Origin of the sequence: Saccharopolyspora sp. 6M, from assembly GCF_020176775.1 — a bacterium.
GTDB classification, from domain to species: domain Bacteria; phylum Actinomycetota; class Actinomycetes; order Mycobacteriales; family Pseudonocardiaceae; genus Saccharopolyspora_C; species Saccharopolyspora_C gregorii.
Genome location: NZ_JAIUJZ010000051.1, coordinates 38,313 through 52,514, shown reverse-complemented (window position 1 = coordinate 52,514; position 14,202 = coordinate 38,313). Strand labels below are relative to the sequence as shown.

Genomic DNA, 14,202 nt, shown 5'->3' with positions numbered 1-14,202 from the left:
CCCCCGCCCCCCGGCCGCGGGGGGGGGGGGGCCCCGCCCCCCCCCCCCCGCCGGGCCCCCCCGGGCCTGGCCGGGGCTTGCATTCAGCTGGCAGGCGGCCCCGCAGGGGCCGCCCTTGATGAAGAAAAGAAACTCTGAACACGAGCGCTCTGGGGCGCTGGCCTGGGACTAGAGCTGGTGCAGCTTGGCGATGACGTCGCGCAGCAGTGGGATGGTTGGCGTCGCCCAGGTTGGACTTGGCCCTCGTGGCGCTTCGGATGAAGTGCGCTGGCCTTCGATCTCTGGCGGCGTCGCGGGGAAGAGTTCTCCTCGCCACGCGGTGATGTACCCGGTGGGTCTGGTTCGGTGTGTGCCCACGATGCCCCCTGCTCGTAGGTCAGGTGTCGGTGCGGCCGTTGCGGATTTGGGTGATGCGGCCTCGGGTGATGCCGAGGGAGTCGGCGACGTCGGCGTAGGTGAGGCCGTGGTCGTGGTGGGCTCGTTCGATCGCGGATCGGCGCAGTGCTGCCAGTTCGGTGACTCGTCGGCCGCATTCGTTGATCAGCTCGGTGGCGCGGGCGGCTTGGCGTACCGGATCGGGTTCGCGGCGGACGGCTTCGACGTCGTCCCAGCGGACTGTCTCGGCGTCCGGGACGGTCGCCTGCTCGGGGACTAAGGGCACGTCGTCGGGGACTGGCTCGTCGCCGTCCGCGGGCTGGATCGGAATCATGCGGCGGTCACCCGCGGACGTCGATGATCAGCGGCCGCTCGTCTCCGTGGAGCGCCCGGGCGAGTGCGATCAACGCGGACGCGAGTTGTTCCCGCTGGTCGGTGGTGGCTCGCCCCGCGCCGATGTCGAACGCGGCATCGTCGAGTGCCCACTGCGCCTGGCGCAGCAGCACGGCTAGGGATCGGGATTCGTCGGACATCGGCCTCACCTCATCGCGCCAATCGAGACATTCGAGCCGAACGTACCAAACGAGCCTGACGATAGGCGGGTAAACGAGTCAACTGCGACAGTCCATGTCGTGACGCGATCTCGTCTGGTGACCACGGGCGAACTGGCGCGGGAGCTGGGGATCAGTCCGCGCACGGTGGCTCGCTACGTGAGTTCCGGGCTGCTGACGCCGACGGAAACCACGCTCGGCGGGCACTACCGGTGGGACGTCGTGGAAGTGCGGGAGCAGATCCGCAAGCTCCGCGCCGACTCCGGCGACGGCTGAGGTTCAGTCGTCCCAGCGGACGGCGGCGATCGCCTTGTCGTCGTGGCGCTTCGCGCGCGGGAAGGCGGTGCCGTCGGGGTCCACGTGGGCTTCCCAGGCCTGGCAGCGTTCGAGTTCGGCGAACAGGTCCGCTGAGTCCATCCCGGCGACGCGGGGCCACTCGTCGGTGCCGGTGTGGGTCATGGTGTTGAACGCGCCATCGGTGGCCAGCACGCACCACGGGGTTTCGCGGACGCTCGATGTCCGCACCAACGCCTGGGCGGCTGCGGCGGGGTCTGCTTCGGCGATCCAGTAGCCGCCGTCTCGGTTCCGCCGTTCGGCTTGGGCGTCCTGGAGTTCTCGCAGCATGGTGCGGTGGTGCTCGTCGTAGCCCGTACCGGACTGGAGTCGTTCCCGGTAGGCGCGCCGTTCGGGAAGTTCCAGGTCGTCGAGTCTGGGGTCCTCGAAGACCCCGGCGGGCGTGATGATCGGGCTGTCGCCGAGGACGAGTTCGTCCACCTGGTCGCCGTTGCGGCGCACGATCGCGACCGTGCTCGACGGCGAGTCGCCCGGCGTCAGCTCCAGCACGTCGGCCGCCGCTCGGATCGACTCGGACAGGATCGCGCGCAGGTCCGCGGCGGGCTCCTGGCTCAACCGGAGCTGGAGCGCTTCGCCGAGGGCGGCCGCATACCGGCTGGCGGGCACCGGGACCGGGCGGAACGCCGAGGCTCCGTCGAGCACGATCACCGCGTTCTCGGTGGTCAGGATCTTGTCGTCGCTGTCGGCGTAGTCGGGCAGCTGGGCCGTTTCGATGCGCATCGCGATCACCAGACGTAGGGGCCGGCGGCGAGCTCGCTGCCGGTGATGGTCAGGCCGTCGTAGGTGCAGCGGACCCCCAGGCTGAACGAGACGTCGCCGACCTGGCCGAACAGCTCCGGCAGGTTCGCGGTCAGGTAGTGGGCCGCTCCCAGCGATCCGATCGCGTGGATACCGGCGACGTGCACGATCACGCGGTCGTCGTAGCGGTGCCGGGCGACGTAGGCGAGATCCGCGGACTTCGGGTCCTCGTCGTCGGCGGGGGAGCCGTAGCGCTCGCCGGTCGGCCGGTGCTCGAACCACCAGCGTCCGCCCTCCTTGACCAGCCCGGCGCGTTCGTCCTCGGCCAGCAGGGCTCCTGCGACCGGGGCGGACTTCGGGCCGCAGACCACCAGGGCGTCACCGGCGGGGAGATCTTCGGTCTCGGGGCCGATGTGGAACTTGTCCACCGCAAACCGCATCGCCGTCAGCAGGTTCTCGAACTGGGCCTGCGTCGCGGAGTCCTCGGCGGCGATCAGCGGGCGCTCGCGGTCGGTCACCTGGTAGCGGTAGGGAATACCGATGCTGACCGGCCCGACCCCGAAGACCACCCGTTCGGGACCAGCGGCGTCCTTCTTCACCTGGCTCACACGGCCCTTCGTGATCCCCAGGGCCGTCGCGATCTCGGTGTAGCTCATGTCGAGATCTCGGTGAGCTTCCTCGATCGCGGCCTTGCGCAGGCGCGCCAGCTCGGCCGCGCGCTGCTGGTAGGTGTTGATCAGCTCGGTAGCGCGCAGGCCTCGCCGGATGGGGTCGGCCTCCCGGCGGACCGCCTCGAACTCGTCCCGCGTCGTCATGCTGCCAGTTTAGACCCCCTTGACAGGTCTCGGGGAAGGACTTAGCTTGTGTTTAGACTCCCTCAACACGGCGACGGCTTCGGTCGGTCCAAGGGTTTAGGGGGATAAACGATCGAACTGCGTGGAGGCAGAGATGCGGAACATCCCGGTGAACTTGCAGGGCTACAAGCTGATGGTGACCGAGTCCCCGGCGTTGAAGATGCGGGAGAACGACAACGGCGTGGAGGAGGTCGTGACGGACCGCTCGGGCGTCCAGCACTTCGTGGTGTCGCTGTTTGCGAAGAAGCGCCCGGTGGAGGGCCAGTTCGCGGAGAAGGGCGAGGAGATCAAGGTGACTCTGACCGCCGACCCCGGTGACGGGTTCGAAGAGGGCACCTACGTGCAGTTGATCGACGCGACGGTGTCGCCGTGGCAGACCGAGCGTAACGGCCGCTACGCCTCCGGGTTGGCCTACCGCGCGGCGGGCATGACTCCGCAGGTCTGATCTCCGCCTGCTTGGGCGTGATGGTCTTTTTCTAGCTTTCTTTTAAGCCGTTCTTGTGGGCTGCTTGTTCTTTGATGAATTCCATAGTGGGCCGAACTATGCCTTTTCCGGCACGAATGTGCGTGTCGGTGGGGCTTTGTTGGCCCCCGAGTCGTCCGGTGTTCAAGGTGGCTCGGGGGTCTTCATGGCCTTGTCCATGTCGAGAGGACCACATGATGCGGGTTCGTTCTGATCGGGATTCCTGGTTTGACGGTTCCGGCTGCGTGGGCGGCCGGTGGCATCTCGTCGACGACGGCGAGTGAGAAGAGAAGGGGTGGTTGTTGATGGCGATGGAGCAGGCGTTGAAGCGGGTGGGTCCGGCTTCGGCGGCGGTGTCGCGGTTGGAGGTGTTGGCGCGGTTCGTGGATGAGTTGGACCAGGACTTGGGTCGGGTGGCGTTCCTGGAAGACGACATCGTCGACGCACGCCGGTTCGCGGACATCGAGGAGGTGGCGCAGCGGGCGCAGGTGGCGTTGACGCGGTTGCGGGATGCGCTGGCCGAGCATGGCGGTGCTGTGGTGGCGAAGGGATACAAGTGATGACACGGGGCGAGAGCGTGTACGGGACGGTGCGGCGGATCGATTCGTCGATGGCCGCGATGAACCGAGTCCTGCGCAAATTCGGGACGCCGAAGGAAGTGGCGTCCGAATTGCGGGCGGTGAAGACCGCTGTGGGTGAGGTCATCGCGCAGTTGGAGATGGCCGAGCGCCGTAGCTGAACATGCGACATATCGGCACCGGGGTGCCGGATTCCTTCACGGAGTCCGGCGCCCCATTTTTTTCCGGGGAGCAGATTCATGACGGACACACGGGTAGCGGTGGGAACGACTCCGGCGCGGGCGGCGGGAAGGTGGGTGGCGCGGCATCCGCGTTCGATGACGAGCACGGTCGTGCTGGGTGCGTCGGTGGTGTGGCTGGGCTACCTGGTGGTGCTCAGTGCCGCCGGTGTCGCCGTGGTCGCCGGTGCCTCTTGGTGCTTGCTGGATCGGCCGACGTTCGACCGGTTCGCGGGCCGGTTGTTGCGGGCGTGGTGGAGACGGTGGGTGGTTTACCAGCGCCAGTGGTTCGACCTTGCCTACCGCGCCGGTCTCGTCGTCACTGATCACCGTGGACGGGCGTGGGCGCCGAAGGTGCTGCGGGTGTCCTCGTCGTGGTGCTGGGACCACGTGCGGATCCGGATGGTCAAGACCCAGGAACCCGGCGACTTCGAAGCGGTGCTGGAGCGGCTGGCGAACGCCTACCGGGCTCGGCGGGCCACCGTCCGGACCCTCAAGCCCGGTGTGATCAGTCTGGATTTCCAGATCCGGGAACCGTTCGATGAGATGTCCGTCCCGCTGCCGCCGTTGCCGGAGTCGCCGGAATCCGTCGACTTGGGGCGGCTGGTGATCGGGGGGACCGAGTACGGCCGGGACTTCGCCCTCGACCTCCTCCGCGGTCTGCACGTCCTGTTGGCCGGGGCGACCGGTTCCGGGAAGGGCTCGTGGTTGTGGGGCCTGATCCGGCAGCTCGCCCCGATGGTGCGGGCGGGCTCGGTGCGGTTGTGGGTGATCGACCCGAAGGGCGGGATGGAGTTCGGCGCCGGGCGGGAGATGTTCCACCGCTTCGCCGACAGCGACGAAACCGGCCTGGGCCTCATGCACGAGTACGTCGAGACCTTGGACGCCCGGAAGGAAGACCTCGGCCGCCAAGGAGTGCGCACCGCGACGGCCTCGCCTGCGACGCCGATGGACGTGCTGATCGTGGATGAGCTGGCCGCGATGACGCAGTACTGCACCCGCGACATCGCCCGCGAATTCGAACCCTTGCTCGGCAAGGCCCTGACCCAGTACCGGGCGGTCCTCGGCCGGGTCGTGGGGGCCGTGCAGGAGCCGCACAAGGACACCGTGCCGATGCGGGGGCTGTTTCCCACCAAGATCGCGCTTCGCCTCGATGAGGCCTCGTACGTAGACATGACCTTGGGTGAGGGGGTTCGCGATCGCGGGGCACTGGCGGATCAGATTCCGGAGATCATGCCGGGCGTCGGCTATGTCAAGCACGACGGGCGCCGCGAACCGCTTCGGGTGCGGGCCGCGTTCACCAGCGATGACGACATCGCCGCCCTGGTCGCCTACTGCACCGGCTCCGCCATCACCCCGCTGCGCCGCGAGCAACCCCCGGCACCTCGGCGCAGCGCGATCGCCGAGGCCACCGAAGCCGACATCGAATCCATCGACTTCTTTGACGGTGACGACGAAGACCACGACGCCGCCTGAACCATTTTCCTGCTGTGAAAGGAGATTTACCGTGTTCCACGTAGTTCTCACCCTACGTTCCCTGGCCGTGCTGGTCTTGGCCGGGTTGCTCGCGCTGGGCCTGGTGGCGCTCGTGTGGGCGTTGGCCGGTCCCGCCGCTGGGCTCCTGCTGCTGCTGGTGCTGGCGCTGATCGTGCAGGGCGTGAAGTCGCTGATCGCCACTACGACTGAGGAATAGGGAAGGAGGGGCGTGATGTGGCCGTTTCGCAGGGATGTTGATCGGGGGTCGGGGCGGACTCGGCGGGTGGAGCGGCTGGGGGAGCGGATCGCCGAGTCGAAACGGCTCCGCCCGCTCTCGCTCGATCCGGACTTGATCGCTGTTGCGATGGAGCGCACCCGGCGGCGGACGGTGGCCGGGTTGTGGTTTTTCCTGGCTCTCGGGCTGTCGTTCACGACTACCGGGGTCCAGGCGTTCCTCGCGGGGGATGCGGGCGCGGATGATCCGGTGTGGTGGGCGGCGTGGACGGTGGAGCCGATGTTCGCCGGTCTGCTGATTCTGCTGCTCAACTTCGAGGCCGTCATCTTGGCTCACGGTGTTGAGCCAGGGCATCACTGGTGGACGCGGATCAAGCGGGTGCTGCTGGGTACGACGTTGTTCATGAACGTCGTCCCGCAGCTGCATCCGGATCGGTTCGACCTCGGGTCGCTGGCCGTGCACTTGATCATCCCGGTGGTGGTCTACGGGCTGGCCGAGGTGATCCCGGTGATTCAGGCCCGGTCCCGCCAGGTCGTGATGCAGGGCTACGCCGAGGCTGAAGGGCCTTACTCACCTGCGGAAACCACGGAGTCGGACCCGAGGCCGGCCCCGGACGCGGACGCGCCCGAACCACCTGCACCCTCGGCGCCCGCGTCCCCGCCGCCGAGTGTTGTGCCGGTGAAGCGGGGTCCGCGGCTTCCGGGGCACGTCGTGGACGCGCTCAAGCGCGCCCGGGACCAGGCCGCCGAAGAGGGCCGGGGTTTCGCTCCGGCCGATGTCCAACGGGTGGTGAAGGTGCCGGACGCGATGGCGACCGCGATCCACGCAGACCTGATCACCACCTGACCTGAACTCGCTCGCAACGGGCCGTTTTCCGTTGCCACAACTGAACAAGCACAACCCCCTGGGAGGCGGGGCGCTACTGCGGTGGCGTCCCGCCTTCTGCATGTCCGGAAGGAAACCAGTCCTGATGGTGCCAACTGCTGCGGCGGTCGTGGACCGCTACCAACGACGGCTCCAGGCAAGTGATTACGGCCGGTGGCGCGACCAGGTCGAGGCCACCGGCGGATGCACCCACCCGGTCCGCATGACCGGCGCCTGGACCGTCACCGACAACACCACGAACCAGGTCCTCGCTCATCGTGGTGGGCACGTGATGGTCCCGTGCGGGAACCGGCGCGAGAGCATCTGTGCGGCCTGCTCGGACCGGTACGCCGCCGACGCCTTCCACCTCCTGCGCGCGGGTCTGTCCGGCGGAACGAAGGGCGTCCCGGAGCATGTCACCGAACGGCCTCGGGTGTTCCTCACCCTGACCGCGCCCTCCTTCGGTCCGGTCCGTGACGATGGGCAGCCCCGGTTTCCGACTCGGTACGACTACGCCGGGCACGTCCTGTTCAACGCCTACGCCGGGAAGCTCTGGCACCGCTTCGTCATCGCACTGCGCCGCCACCTCGCGAAGGCGGCCGGAATCCGGGTCCGGGACTTCGCCGACCACGCCCGGCTCTCCTACGCCAAGGTCGCCGAATACCAGCGACGCGGAGCGATCCACTTCCACGCCGTGATCCGCCTCGACGGACCCGGCGGCGCCACCGACAAGGCCCCCGCCTGGGCCACCGCGGACCTGCTCACCGACGCCATCCACGCCGCCCACGCACAAGTCCGCATCACCACCCCTGAAGTCGACGGGCGGGCGCACGAACTCGCCTGGGGTCGGCAGCTCGACGTCCGCACCATCAAACCCGCGAACGCCCCGGACTTCGAAGACGACGACGGCGAGATCACCGACGACCGGCTCTCCTCCTACGTCGCCAAATACGCCACCAAAGGCACCGGCAAGTCCGAGGCGGCGGACCGGCCGATCCGCTCCGAAGCCCACATCGAGCAGCTGCGGATCAACGCCCACTACAAGCAGCTCATGCGCACCGCCTGGCGCCTCGGCGCCCTGGAGGAACTGGATCACCTCAACCTGCGGCGCTGGTGCCACATGCTCGCCTTCCGCGGCCACTTCCTCAGCAAGTCCAAGGCGTACTCGACCACGTTCAAGCAGATCCGTGGCGACCGCCAGCGCTTCCGCCTCGAAGCCGCCCTCGACGAACTCGGCGTCACCGAAGACACCGTGACCGTGATCAACCACTGGGACATGACCAGCGTCGGACACCGCACCCCCGAAGAACGCGACATCGCCGAAGGCATCGCCCAACGACGACGCGACACCCGCCGCCACCGGCACACCACCGAACGAAAGGACTGATCCCGATGCGCAAGCTCTGGGGACCCAACGACGTCGCCGACTACCTCGGCGTCCCCGTCGGCACCGTCTACCAATGGCGCACCCGCGGCACCGGCCCCACCGGCAAACGCGTCGGCAAACACGTCCGCTACCGACCCGAAGACGTCCAAGCCTGGTACGACGCACTCCCCGAGGGGGTCATCTGATGCCGCGCCTTCCACTGCCATTGGGGACGGCCGGGGAGATCTCGGCGAAGCGGGTAGGGGCGGCGTGGATGGCGCGCTGCCGGTACCGCCACGAAGACGGGACCTACTCGGACGTTCGTCGCCGAGGGAAGACGAAGGAGCTGGCCAAGCAAGCCGTTCGGGACGCTGTGAAGGATCTGGTGCCATCCTCGCCGGGGGCCGGCCTCACGGTTTCCAGCTACTTCGGAGAAGCCGCTGATGCCTGGTTCGCAGAGTTCCGGGCGGACGCCGAGAACGGGATCTACTCGTTCGGGACTCTCGACACCTATGCCGATGCGTACCGGAACCACGTGAAGCCCGTGCTCGGGAACCTCCGGATCTTCGAGGTGAAGACTCCGGTGATCAACACGCTCTGCCAGGCGAAGTTGAAGGCGCACAGCCTCGCCTTGGCCAAGCACGTCAAGGCCGTGATCAGCAACATCATGACCTTCGTCGTCCAGGCGGGAGTGATCGACGAGAATCCGGCTCGTCACATCGCGCCGCTGACGGAACGGCGGGCGAAGACCAAGCGCAAGCAACCCCGATCGCTGTCCCGCGATGAGCTCCTGGATCTCCTCTCGAAGCTCGACGTCGATGAGGAAGCGCAACGCTGGGACCTGCCGGATCTGGTCCGGTTCTTCGTCGCGACGGGGGAGCGGAGCGGGGAGGCGCTGGGCGCGCACTGGGAGGACTTCGACACCGCGGCTCAGAAGCTCGTGATGGGAGGCAACATCATCCAGGCGCGAGGCAAGGGCACGGTCCGGAATGCGGGCAAGTCGGCTCGTTCGGGCGACCGGGACATCGCGTTGCCGGAGTGGTGCGTGCACATGCTCACTGAGCGGAAGGACGTGCTCGGTGAAGTCGATCCAGGAAAGCCGATCTTCACGAACACGCGGGGCGGCTACCTGAATGCCGCGAACCTCACCAACCGGGTGTGGCTGCCGTTCCGGAAGCGCGCGGGGTACGAGTGGGTCACGTTCCACACCTTCCGCAAGACGGTGGCGACGCTGCTCGACGAGGCAGGTATGACGGCTCGGCAGATCGCCGACGTGCTGGGGCACTCGAACCCGTCCATGACGCTCAACACGTACATGGGGCGGGGGCAGGTCTCGCGGGCCAGCGCCGATGCGCTCGATGCGGCGGGGTTCGGCGGCGAACGCAAAGTTGGCAGTTAGTTGGCAACAGGGCCGCCGGTTCCTCGCCGATCCGGGGCCGCGCGGAACCCCCGGAAAGCAAGAAACCCCCTGCAAGAGGGGGTTTCTGCTGTCTCGACCAGACGTGCGCCCGAAGGGATTCGAACCCCTAACCTTCTGATCCGTAGTCAGATGCTCTATCCGTTGAGCTACGGGCGCTTGTTCAGTTGTGGATCCCCGCCTGGGCGGGAACCCCTGCGGAGGCTCCGGGATTTGAACCCGGGAGGGGGCGTGACCCCCAACCGCATTAGCAGTGCGGCGCCATAGACCAGACTAGGCGAAGCCTCCCGGCAGTCCCTCTCGGCCACTGGGGAAAAGAGTACACGGCCCGTTCACGCCTTCGCGCAGGGGGGTCGGTCCGCGATCGCTCAGCCGTTCGCACCCGCTGCGAGCTGCACGAACGGGTCGAGGGCCGCCGGATTGCGCAGGGCGTCGCGGCTGACTGCGCGTTCCGGGTCGCCGCCGGCGAGGATCTTCTTCACCGGAACCTCCAGCTTCTTGCCGTTGAGCGTCTGCGGGACCTCGTCCACGAGCAGGAACCGGTTCGGCACGTGCCGCGGGGACAGCTCGTCGCGCAGCCGCCGCTTCAGCTCGCCTTCGACGTCCGCCAGCCGGGCACCCTCGGCGAGCACCAGGAAGCAGAGCAACTCCCCTTCGCCGCCGGCGCCGGAGGTGTCGATGACGAGCGAGTCGGCGACCTCCTCGAAGGCTTCCACGACGCGGTAGAACTCGGCGGTGCCCATCCGGATGCCGCCGCGGTTGAGCGTGGAGTCGCTGCGGCCGTGGATGACCAGGCTGCCGCGGTCGGTGACCTCGATCCAGTCGCCGTGGCGCCACACGCCGGGGTAGGTGTCGAAGTAGGCCTCGCGCAGCCGCGACCCGTCGGGGTCGTTCCAGAAGAACACCGGCATCGTCGGCATCGGCTTGGTGAGCACCAGTTCGCCGACCTCGCCGCGCAGCTCCGCACCGTCCTCCGAGTACGACCGCACCGCGGCCCCGAGCAGCGCGCAGGAGATCTCGCCGAGCCACACCGGCACGTCCGGCGCCGCACCCACGATCGCGGTGCACAGGTCCGTCCCGCCGGAGACGCTGGCGATCTGCACGTCCGCGCCCACGTGCTCGGCGATCCAGCGGAACCCGTCGACGCTCAGCGGGGAACCGGTGGAGCCGACGGTGCGCAGCGCGCCCAGGTCGTGGTGCTCGGCGGGCCGCAGCTCCTTCTTCAGGCAGCTCTGCACGAACGGCGCCGAGGTGCCGAAGTAGGTGACGCGGTGCCGTTCCGCCAGGTCCCACAGCACGTCCAGCGACGGGTGCCCGGGGCTGCCGTCGAACAGCAGCAGCCGGGTGCCGGTGAGCAGGCCGCCGACGAGGAAGTTCCACATCATCCAGCCGGTGGTGGTGAACCACAGGAACGTGTCGCCGGGGCCGAGGTCGGCGTGCAGCCCGATCGCCTTGAGCTGCTCCAGCACCATGCCGCCGTGCCCGTGCACGATGCCCTTCGGCAGCCCGGTGGTGCCGGAGGAGTACAGCACCCACAGGGGGTGGTCGAACGGCACCGGGTCGAAGGCGAGCTCGGCGCCGCGGTGCCGGTCCAGCAGGGCGGCGAAGTCCTCGGTGCCGTCGAGCCCGCCGGCTCCGACGTAGTCGACCAGCACCACCGACGCGCCGGGCAGCAGCCCGCGCAGCTCGTCCACGGTGGCGCGGATGTCGTAGGTGCGGCCGCCGTACGCGTAGCCGTCCACGGCGACCAGCACGGTCGGCTCGATCTGCACGAACCGGTCCGCGACCGCCCGCACCCCGAAGTCCGGCGAGCACGACGACCAGGTCGCGCCGAGGCTCGCCGCCGCCAGGAACGCGATCAGCGTCTCCGGGCAGTTCGGCGCCAACGCCGCCACCCGGTCACCGCGGCGCACGCCCAGCTCGACGAACGCGGCGCGCATCGCCGCGACCCGCGCGCGCAGCTCGCCGAACGTGAGCTGCGATCCGGCCCCGTCCTCCCGGGCGAACACGACCGCCACGTCCTCGTCGGACTTGCCGGGGCCGCCGCGCAGCGCGTGCTCGGCGTAGTTCAAGGTCGCGCCGGGGAACCACTTCGCGCCCGGCATCACCTCGGCGTCGAGCACCCGCTCGGCGCGCTCGTGGAAGGCCACGTCGAAGAAGTCCGCGATCGCGCCCCAGAAACCTTCGAGGTCCGACACCGACCAGTCCCACAGCGCCGGGTAGTCCGGCAGGTCGAGGCCGCGCTCGGTGCGCAGCCACTCGCGGAACTCGGCGAGGCGGGTGCCCGCCACCTGTTCCGCGGTGGGCCGCCACAGGACCTCGGGGTTTCGATCGGCGCCGGTGCTCGATGTCATGAGTGCTTCCTAACCCACGACCGGGCGTCGACGCCATAGCCGAACTGCTCGGTGCGCACCGCGAACAGGTTGTGCACATGCCTGTGGATGAGTTGTCCACAGGCTGTGTGCAACTCAGCGCAGGTGGGTGTCCAGCCAGTTCCGCGCGCGCTGCCACGCCTCCGCGGCCGCGTCCAGGTCCGTGTCGAAGCGGTGCTCGCTGCGGGCGAAGTGCACCAGGTCCGTCGCCACCGGGGCGGTCGCCGCGGCCTCGCGGAGCTTGTCCACCTCGTCCGCCGGGATGCGCTCGTCCAGCTCGCTGTAGATGCCCAGCCACGGGCCCGCCAGCTCCCCGGCGATCTCCACCAGCGCGGGCAACCCGTCCGACAGCGGGCTCAGGATGCCGCCCCCGCCGACCGTCACCGCCGCGCCCAGGCTGCGGCTCGCCGCCACCACCAGCGCGGCCGAACCGCCGATGTCGAACCCGATGACGCCCTGCCGGTCGCCCGGCACGCCCTGGTCGGTCAGCCACACGAACGCCGCGTCCGAATCCGCCAGGATCGACTCGCCCGATAGTCGCTGCACGTGGTCCCGCACGTGCTCCTCGGCGTGGTCGTCGGAGAACTCATCGGTGCCCTCGCGGTGGTACAGGTGCGGCGCCACGGTCAGCCAGCCTTCGTCGGCGAGGCTGCCCACCAGGGAACGCACCCGGTCGGTGACGCCGCGCGCCTCGTGCAGCACCACCAGTCCGCCGCGCACGACGTTCTCCGGCTCGGCGACGGTCATCCGGAGCTCGGTGCCGTCCGTGAGCGCGAGCGTCTCGGTCCGGGTTTCGGTCATGCCGTTCAGGTAATCAGGGATGGGTGAACAGCAGTCAACGTGATCATCCGGATGGCGGAGCCCGGTTGACACACCGTCGCCGTCGCCGCGTTCCCGCCGCCGCGCCGTCCGCTGATCTCCGCGCCCTCCCGGGCCGCGACAGGTGAGTGCGCCGCCACGTGCGGCAACGGGCCGGCAGAGATCCACCGCGGGCCGCGCGGAACGGCACCGCCGCGGGCCCGGCCCCCCCCCCCCCCGCGCCGGGGGTGTGTTCGGTGTTACACCCGATCGGCGCCAACCGGTCGCCGGGCGGGGTGGAGCCCCGCGGCGCCCGACCCTCCCGGGGTGCCGAACGGGAGCTCCCGCTCGGCCGCACGGATTCTGGGCCTCCCCGTCCAGCTCAGCGCCGCGTCACCGGTTCTACAGTGGTCGGGCGGTGCTCCCGGCGGCGAAGCGGGGGACGCCGCCCGAGCAGAGGGAGCCCCGCATGACCGTCCGCATCCGCCCCGACCTCGACCAGCTGCCCGCCTACGTCGCGGGCCGCACCGTCGCCGGATCGCTCAAGCTCGCCAGCAACGAGGTCTCCGCGGGTCCGCTGCCCGGCGTCGCCGAGGCCATCGCCCGCGCCGCCGCGGACGCGCACCGCTACCCCGACATCGGCGCCGCCCGCCTCACCGAAGCGCTCGCCGCCCACCTCGACGTCGATCCGGGCCGCATCGCCGTCGGCTGCGGCTCCGTCGCCCTGTGCGAGCAGCTCATCCAGATCACCTGCACCGCCGAGGACACCGTCGTCTACCCCTGGCGGTCCTTCGAGGCCTACCCGATCCTCAGCCGCATCGTCGGCGCCACCGAGGTGCAGGTGCCGCTGACCGCCGAGCACGCCGTCGACCTCGACGCGATGGCCGCCGCGATCACCCCGCGGACCCGGCTGGTGTTCGTCTGCTCCCCGAACAACCCGACCGGACCGGCGCTGCGCCGCGCCGAACTGGAGCGGTTCCTCGACTCGGTGCCCTCCGACGTGCTCGTCGTCTTCGACGAGGCGTACCGCGAGTTCGTCACCGACCCCGACGTGCCGGACGGCGTCGAACTCACCGCCCGCTACGACAACGTGCTCGCGCTGCGCACCTTCTCCAAGGCCTACGGGCTCGCCGGGCTCCGCGTCGGCTACGCCATCGGGCCTGCGCACGTCGCCGAAGCGCTGCGCAAGGTGTGCATCCCGTTCAGCATCAACGCCCTCGGCCAGGCCGCCGCGATCGCCTCGCTGGCCGCGCAGGACGAGATGCGGGCCCGCTGCGCCGCGATCACCGCCGAACGGGTGCGGGTGCGCGACGAGCTGATCGCCCTCGGCCACGCCGTCCCCGAGACGCAGGCGAACTTCGTCTGGCTGCCGCTGGGCGACCGGGCCGGCGAGTTCAACGAGCACTGCCTCGCCGAACGCGTCGTGGTGCGCGCCTTCGCCGGCTCCGGCGTGCGGATCACCATCGGCGACGCCGCGGAGAACGACCTGCTGCTCGGCGCCGCGAAGTCCTTCCCGCTGCACGGCTGACGAAGCTCGATCCAC

At 69.3% G+C, this 14,202-nt stretch carries 17 protein-coding genes and 2 tRNA genes; 11 read left to right on the top strand and 8 right to left on the bottom strand.

What is annotated here, in order from left to right; all coding sequences use genetic code 11:
- Window positions 1-376: 376 nt before the first annotated feature.
- Window positions 377-709 (bottom strand): helix-turn-helix transcriptional regulator, encoded by a 333-nt coding sequence (locus tag LCD31_RS08830; protein ID WP_224957198.1) that lies wholly within the window; start codon window positions 707-709, stop codon window positions 377-379.
- Between the two features lie 7 nt (window positions 710-716).
- Window positions 717-908 carry a hypothetical protein gene (locus LCD31_RS08825; RefSeq protein WP_224957197.1) on the bottom strand — a complete coding sequence of 64 codons (192 nt, stop codon included), beginning with the start codon at window positions 906-908 and terminating at the stop codon, window positions 717-719.
- Window positions 909-1,007: 99 nt separating this feature from the next.
- On the opposite strand from LCD31_RS08825, the gene LCD31_RS08820 reads away from it, so the two are divergent.
- Window positions 1,008-1,202 (top strand): MerR family DNA-binding transcriptional regulator, encoded by a 195-nt coding sequence (locus LCD31_RS08820; protein ID WP_224957194.1) that lies wholly within the window; start codon window positions 1,008-1,010, stop codon window positions 1,200-1,202.
- Window positions 1,203-1,205: 3 nt separating this feature from the next.
- Here LCD31_RS08820 and LCD31_RS08815 read toward each other — a convergent pair whose 3' ends face one another.
- Together LCD31_RS08815 and LCD31_RS08810 are read right to left on the bottom strand one after the other, a co-directional pair.
- On the bottom strand, window positions 1,206-2,000 hold the full coding sequence (locus LCD31_RS08815; RefSeq protein WP_224957192.1) for a hypothetical protein: 795 nt from the start codon (window positions 1,998-2,000) through the stop codon (window positions 1,206-1,208).
- A 5-nt stretch (window positions 2,001-2,005) separates the two neighbouring features.
- On the bottom strand, window positions 2,006-2,833 hold the full coding sequence (locus LCD31_RS08810) for a hypothetical protein (RefSeq protein ID WP_224957190.1): 828 nt from the start codon (window positions 2,831-2,833) through the stop codon (window positions 2,006-2,008).
- 133 nt (window positions 2,834-2,966) lie between these two features.
- Here LCD31_RS08810 and LCD31_RS08805 point away from each other — a divergent pair, with 133 nt between their 5' ends.
- The 9 genes from LCD31_RS08805 to LCD31_RS08765 all read left to right on the top strand — a co-directional run bounded on the left by LCD31_RS08805 (window position 2,967) and on the right by LCD31_RS08765 (window position 9,471).
- On the top strand, window positions 2,967-3,317 hold the full coding sequence (locus LCD31_RS08805; protein WP_224957188.1) for a hypothetical protein: 351 nt from the start codon (window positions 2,967-2,969) through the stop codon (window positions 3,315-3,317).
- A 323-nt stretch (window positions 3,318-3,640) separates the two neighbouring features.
- Complete coding sequence (locus tag LCD31_RS08800; RefSeq protein WP_224957186.1) at window positions 3,641-3,895, top strand: hypothetical protein; 255 nt, start codon at window positions 3,641-3,643, stop codon at window positions 3,893-3,895.
- Window positions 3,895-4,074, top strand: coding sequence for a hypothetical protein (locus tag LCD31_RS08795; protein WP_184482103.1), 180 nt, complete (start codon window positions 3,895-3,897; stop codon window positions 4,072-4,074). The genes LCD31_RS08800 and LCD31_RS08795 overlap by 1 nt, the downstream gene beginning before the upstream one ends.
- Window positions 4,075-4,230: 156 nt before the next feature.
- Window positions 4,231-5,607, top strand: coding sequence for an FtsK/SpoIIIE domain-containing protein (locus LCD31_RS08790; RefSeq protein ID WP_224957184.1), 1,377 nt, complete (start codon window positions 4,231-4,233; stop codon window positions 5,605-5,607).
- Window positions 5,608-5,638: 31 nt separating this feature from the next.
- On the top strand, window positions 5,639-5,824 hold the full coding sequence (locus tag LCD31_RS08785; protein ID WP_224957182.1) for a hypothetical protein: 186 nt from the start codon (window positions 5,639-5,641) through the stop codon (window positions 5,822-5,824).
- Between the two features lie 132 nt (window positions 5,825-5,956).
- Window positions 5,957-6,688 carry a hypothetical protein gene (locus LCD31_RS08780; RefSeq protein ID WP_224957180.1) on the top strand — a complete coding sequence of 244 codons (732 nt, stop codon included), beginning with the start codon at window positions 5,957-5,959 and terminating at the stop codon, window positions 6,686-6,688.
- Window positions 6,689-6,812: 124 nt separating this feature from the next.
- Entirely contained in the window at window positions 6,813-8,093 is a 1,281-nt protein-coding gene (locus LCD31_RS08775) for a replication initiator (protein WP_224957178.1), read from the top strand.
- A 5-nt stretch (window positions 8,094-8,098) separates the two neighbouring features.
- Window positions 8,099-8,278: an AlpA family transcriptional regulator gene (locus LCD31_RS08770; RefSeq protein ID WP_224957176.1), complete on the top strand. Its 180-nt coding sequence runs from the start codon at window positions 8,099-8,101 to the stop codon at window positions 8,276-8,278.
- Window positions 8,278-9,471 carry a site-specific integrase gene (locus LCD31_RS08765; RefSeq protein WP_224957175.1) on the top strand — a complete coding sequence of 398 codons (1,194 nt, stop codon included), beginning with the start codon at window positions 8,278-8,280 and terminating at the stop codon, window positions 9,469-9,471. Before LCD31_RS08770 ends, LCD31_RS08765 begins: the two co-directional genes overlap by 1 nt.
- Window positions 9,472-9,575: 104 nt before the next feature.
- Here LCD31_RS08765 and LCD31_RS08760 read toward each other — a convergent pair.
- From LCD31_RS08760 to LCD31_RS08745, 4 genes are all read right to left on the bottom strand, one after another.
- Window positions 9,576-9,648, bottom strand: a tRNA-Arg gene (locus tag LCD31_RS08760).
- Between the two features lie 39 nt (window positions 9,649-9,687).
- A tRNA-Ser gene (locus LCD31_RS08755) sits at window positions 9,688-9,777 on the bottom strand.
- A gap of 80 nt (window positions 9,778-9,857) precedes the next feature.
- A complete protein-coding gene (locus LCD31_RS08750; RefSeq protein ID WP_224957174.1) occupies window positions 9,858-11,843 on the bottom strand; it encodes an acetoacetate--CoA ligase in 1,986 nt (661 codons plus the stop codon).
- Between the two features lie 114 nt (window positions 11,844-11,957).
- Window positions 11,958-12,662 carry a dienelactone hydrolase family protein gene (locus tag LCD31_RS08745; RefSeq protein WP_224957173.1) on the bottom strand — a complete coding sequence of 235 codons (705 nt, stop codon included), beginning with the start codon at window positions 12,660-12,662 and terminating at the stop codon, window positions 11,958-11,960.
- Window positions 12,663-13,128: 466 nt separating this feature from the next.
- Between LCD31_RS08745 and hisC the strand changes: the two genes are divergently transcribed.
- Window positions 13,129-14,187, top strand: a complete 1,059-nt coding sequence (gene hisC, locus LCD31_RS08740) for a histidinol-phosphate transaminase (RefSeq protein ID WP_224957172.1) — start codon at window positions 13,129-13,131, stop codon at window positions 14,185-14,187.
- Window positions 14,188-14,202 lie beyond the last annotated feature (15 nt).

Bases quoted from the DNA above. Each gene is read 5' to 3' on its own strand.
- LCD31_RS08795 (WP_184482103.1), top strand. From the start codon at position 3,895: ATGACACGGGGCGAGAGCGTGTACGGGACGGTGCGGCGGATCGATTCG.
- LCD31_RS08805 (WP_224957188.1), top strand. From the start codon at position 2,967: ATGCGGAACATCCCGGTGAACTTGCAGGGCTACAAGCTGATGGTGACC.
- LCD31_RS08750 (WP_224957174.1), bottom strand. From the start codon at position 11,843: ATGACATCGAGCACCGGCGCCGATCGAAACCCCGAGGTCCTGTGGCGG.
- LCD31_RS08825 (WP_224957197.1), bottom strand. From the start codon at position 908: ATGTCCGACGAATCCCGATCCCTAGCCGTGCTGCTGCGCCAGGCGCAG.
- LCD31_RS08830 (WP_224957198.1), bottom strand. From the start codon at position 709: ATGATTCCGATCCAGCCCGCGGACGGCGACGAGCCAGTCCCCGACGAC.
- LCD31_RS08775 (WP_224957178.1), top strand. From the start codon at position 6,813: ATGGTGCCAACTGCTGCGGCGGTCGTGGACCGCTACCAACGACGGCTC.
- LCD31_RS08770 (WP_224957176.1), top strand. From the start codon at position 8,099: ATGCGCAAGCTCTGGGGACCCAACGACGTCGCCGACTACCTCGGCGTC.
- LCD31_RS08800 (WP_224957186.1), top strand. From the start codon at position 3,641: ATGGCGATGGAGCAGGCGTTGAAGCGGGTGGGTCCGGCTTCGGCGGCG.
- LCD31_RS08815 (WP_224957192.1), bottom strand. From the start codon at position 2,000: ATGCGCATCGAAACGGCCCAGCTGCCCGACTACGCCGACAGCGACGAC.
- LCD31_RS08765 (WP_224957175.1), top strand. From the start codon at position 8,278: ATGCCGCGCCTTCCACTGCCATTGGGGACGGCCGGGGAGATCTCGGCG.
- hisC (WP_224957172.1), top strand. From the start codon at position 13,129: ATGACCGTCCGCATCCGCCCCGACCTCGACCAGCTGCCCGCCTACGTC.
- LCD31_RS08745 (WP_224957173.1), bottom strand. From the start codon at position 12,662: ATGACCGAAACCCGGACCGAGACGCTCGCGCTCACGGACGGCACCGAG.
- LCD31_RS08810 (WP_224957190.1), bottom strand. From the start codon at position 2,833: ATGACGACGCGGGACGAGTTCGAGGCGGTCCGCCGGGAGGCCGACCCC.
- LCD31_RS08790 (WP_224957184.1), top strand. From the start codon at position 4,231: ATGACGAGCACGGTCGTGCTGGGTGCGTCGGTGGTGTGGCTGGGCTAC.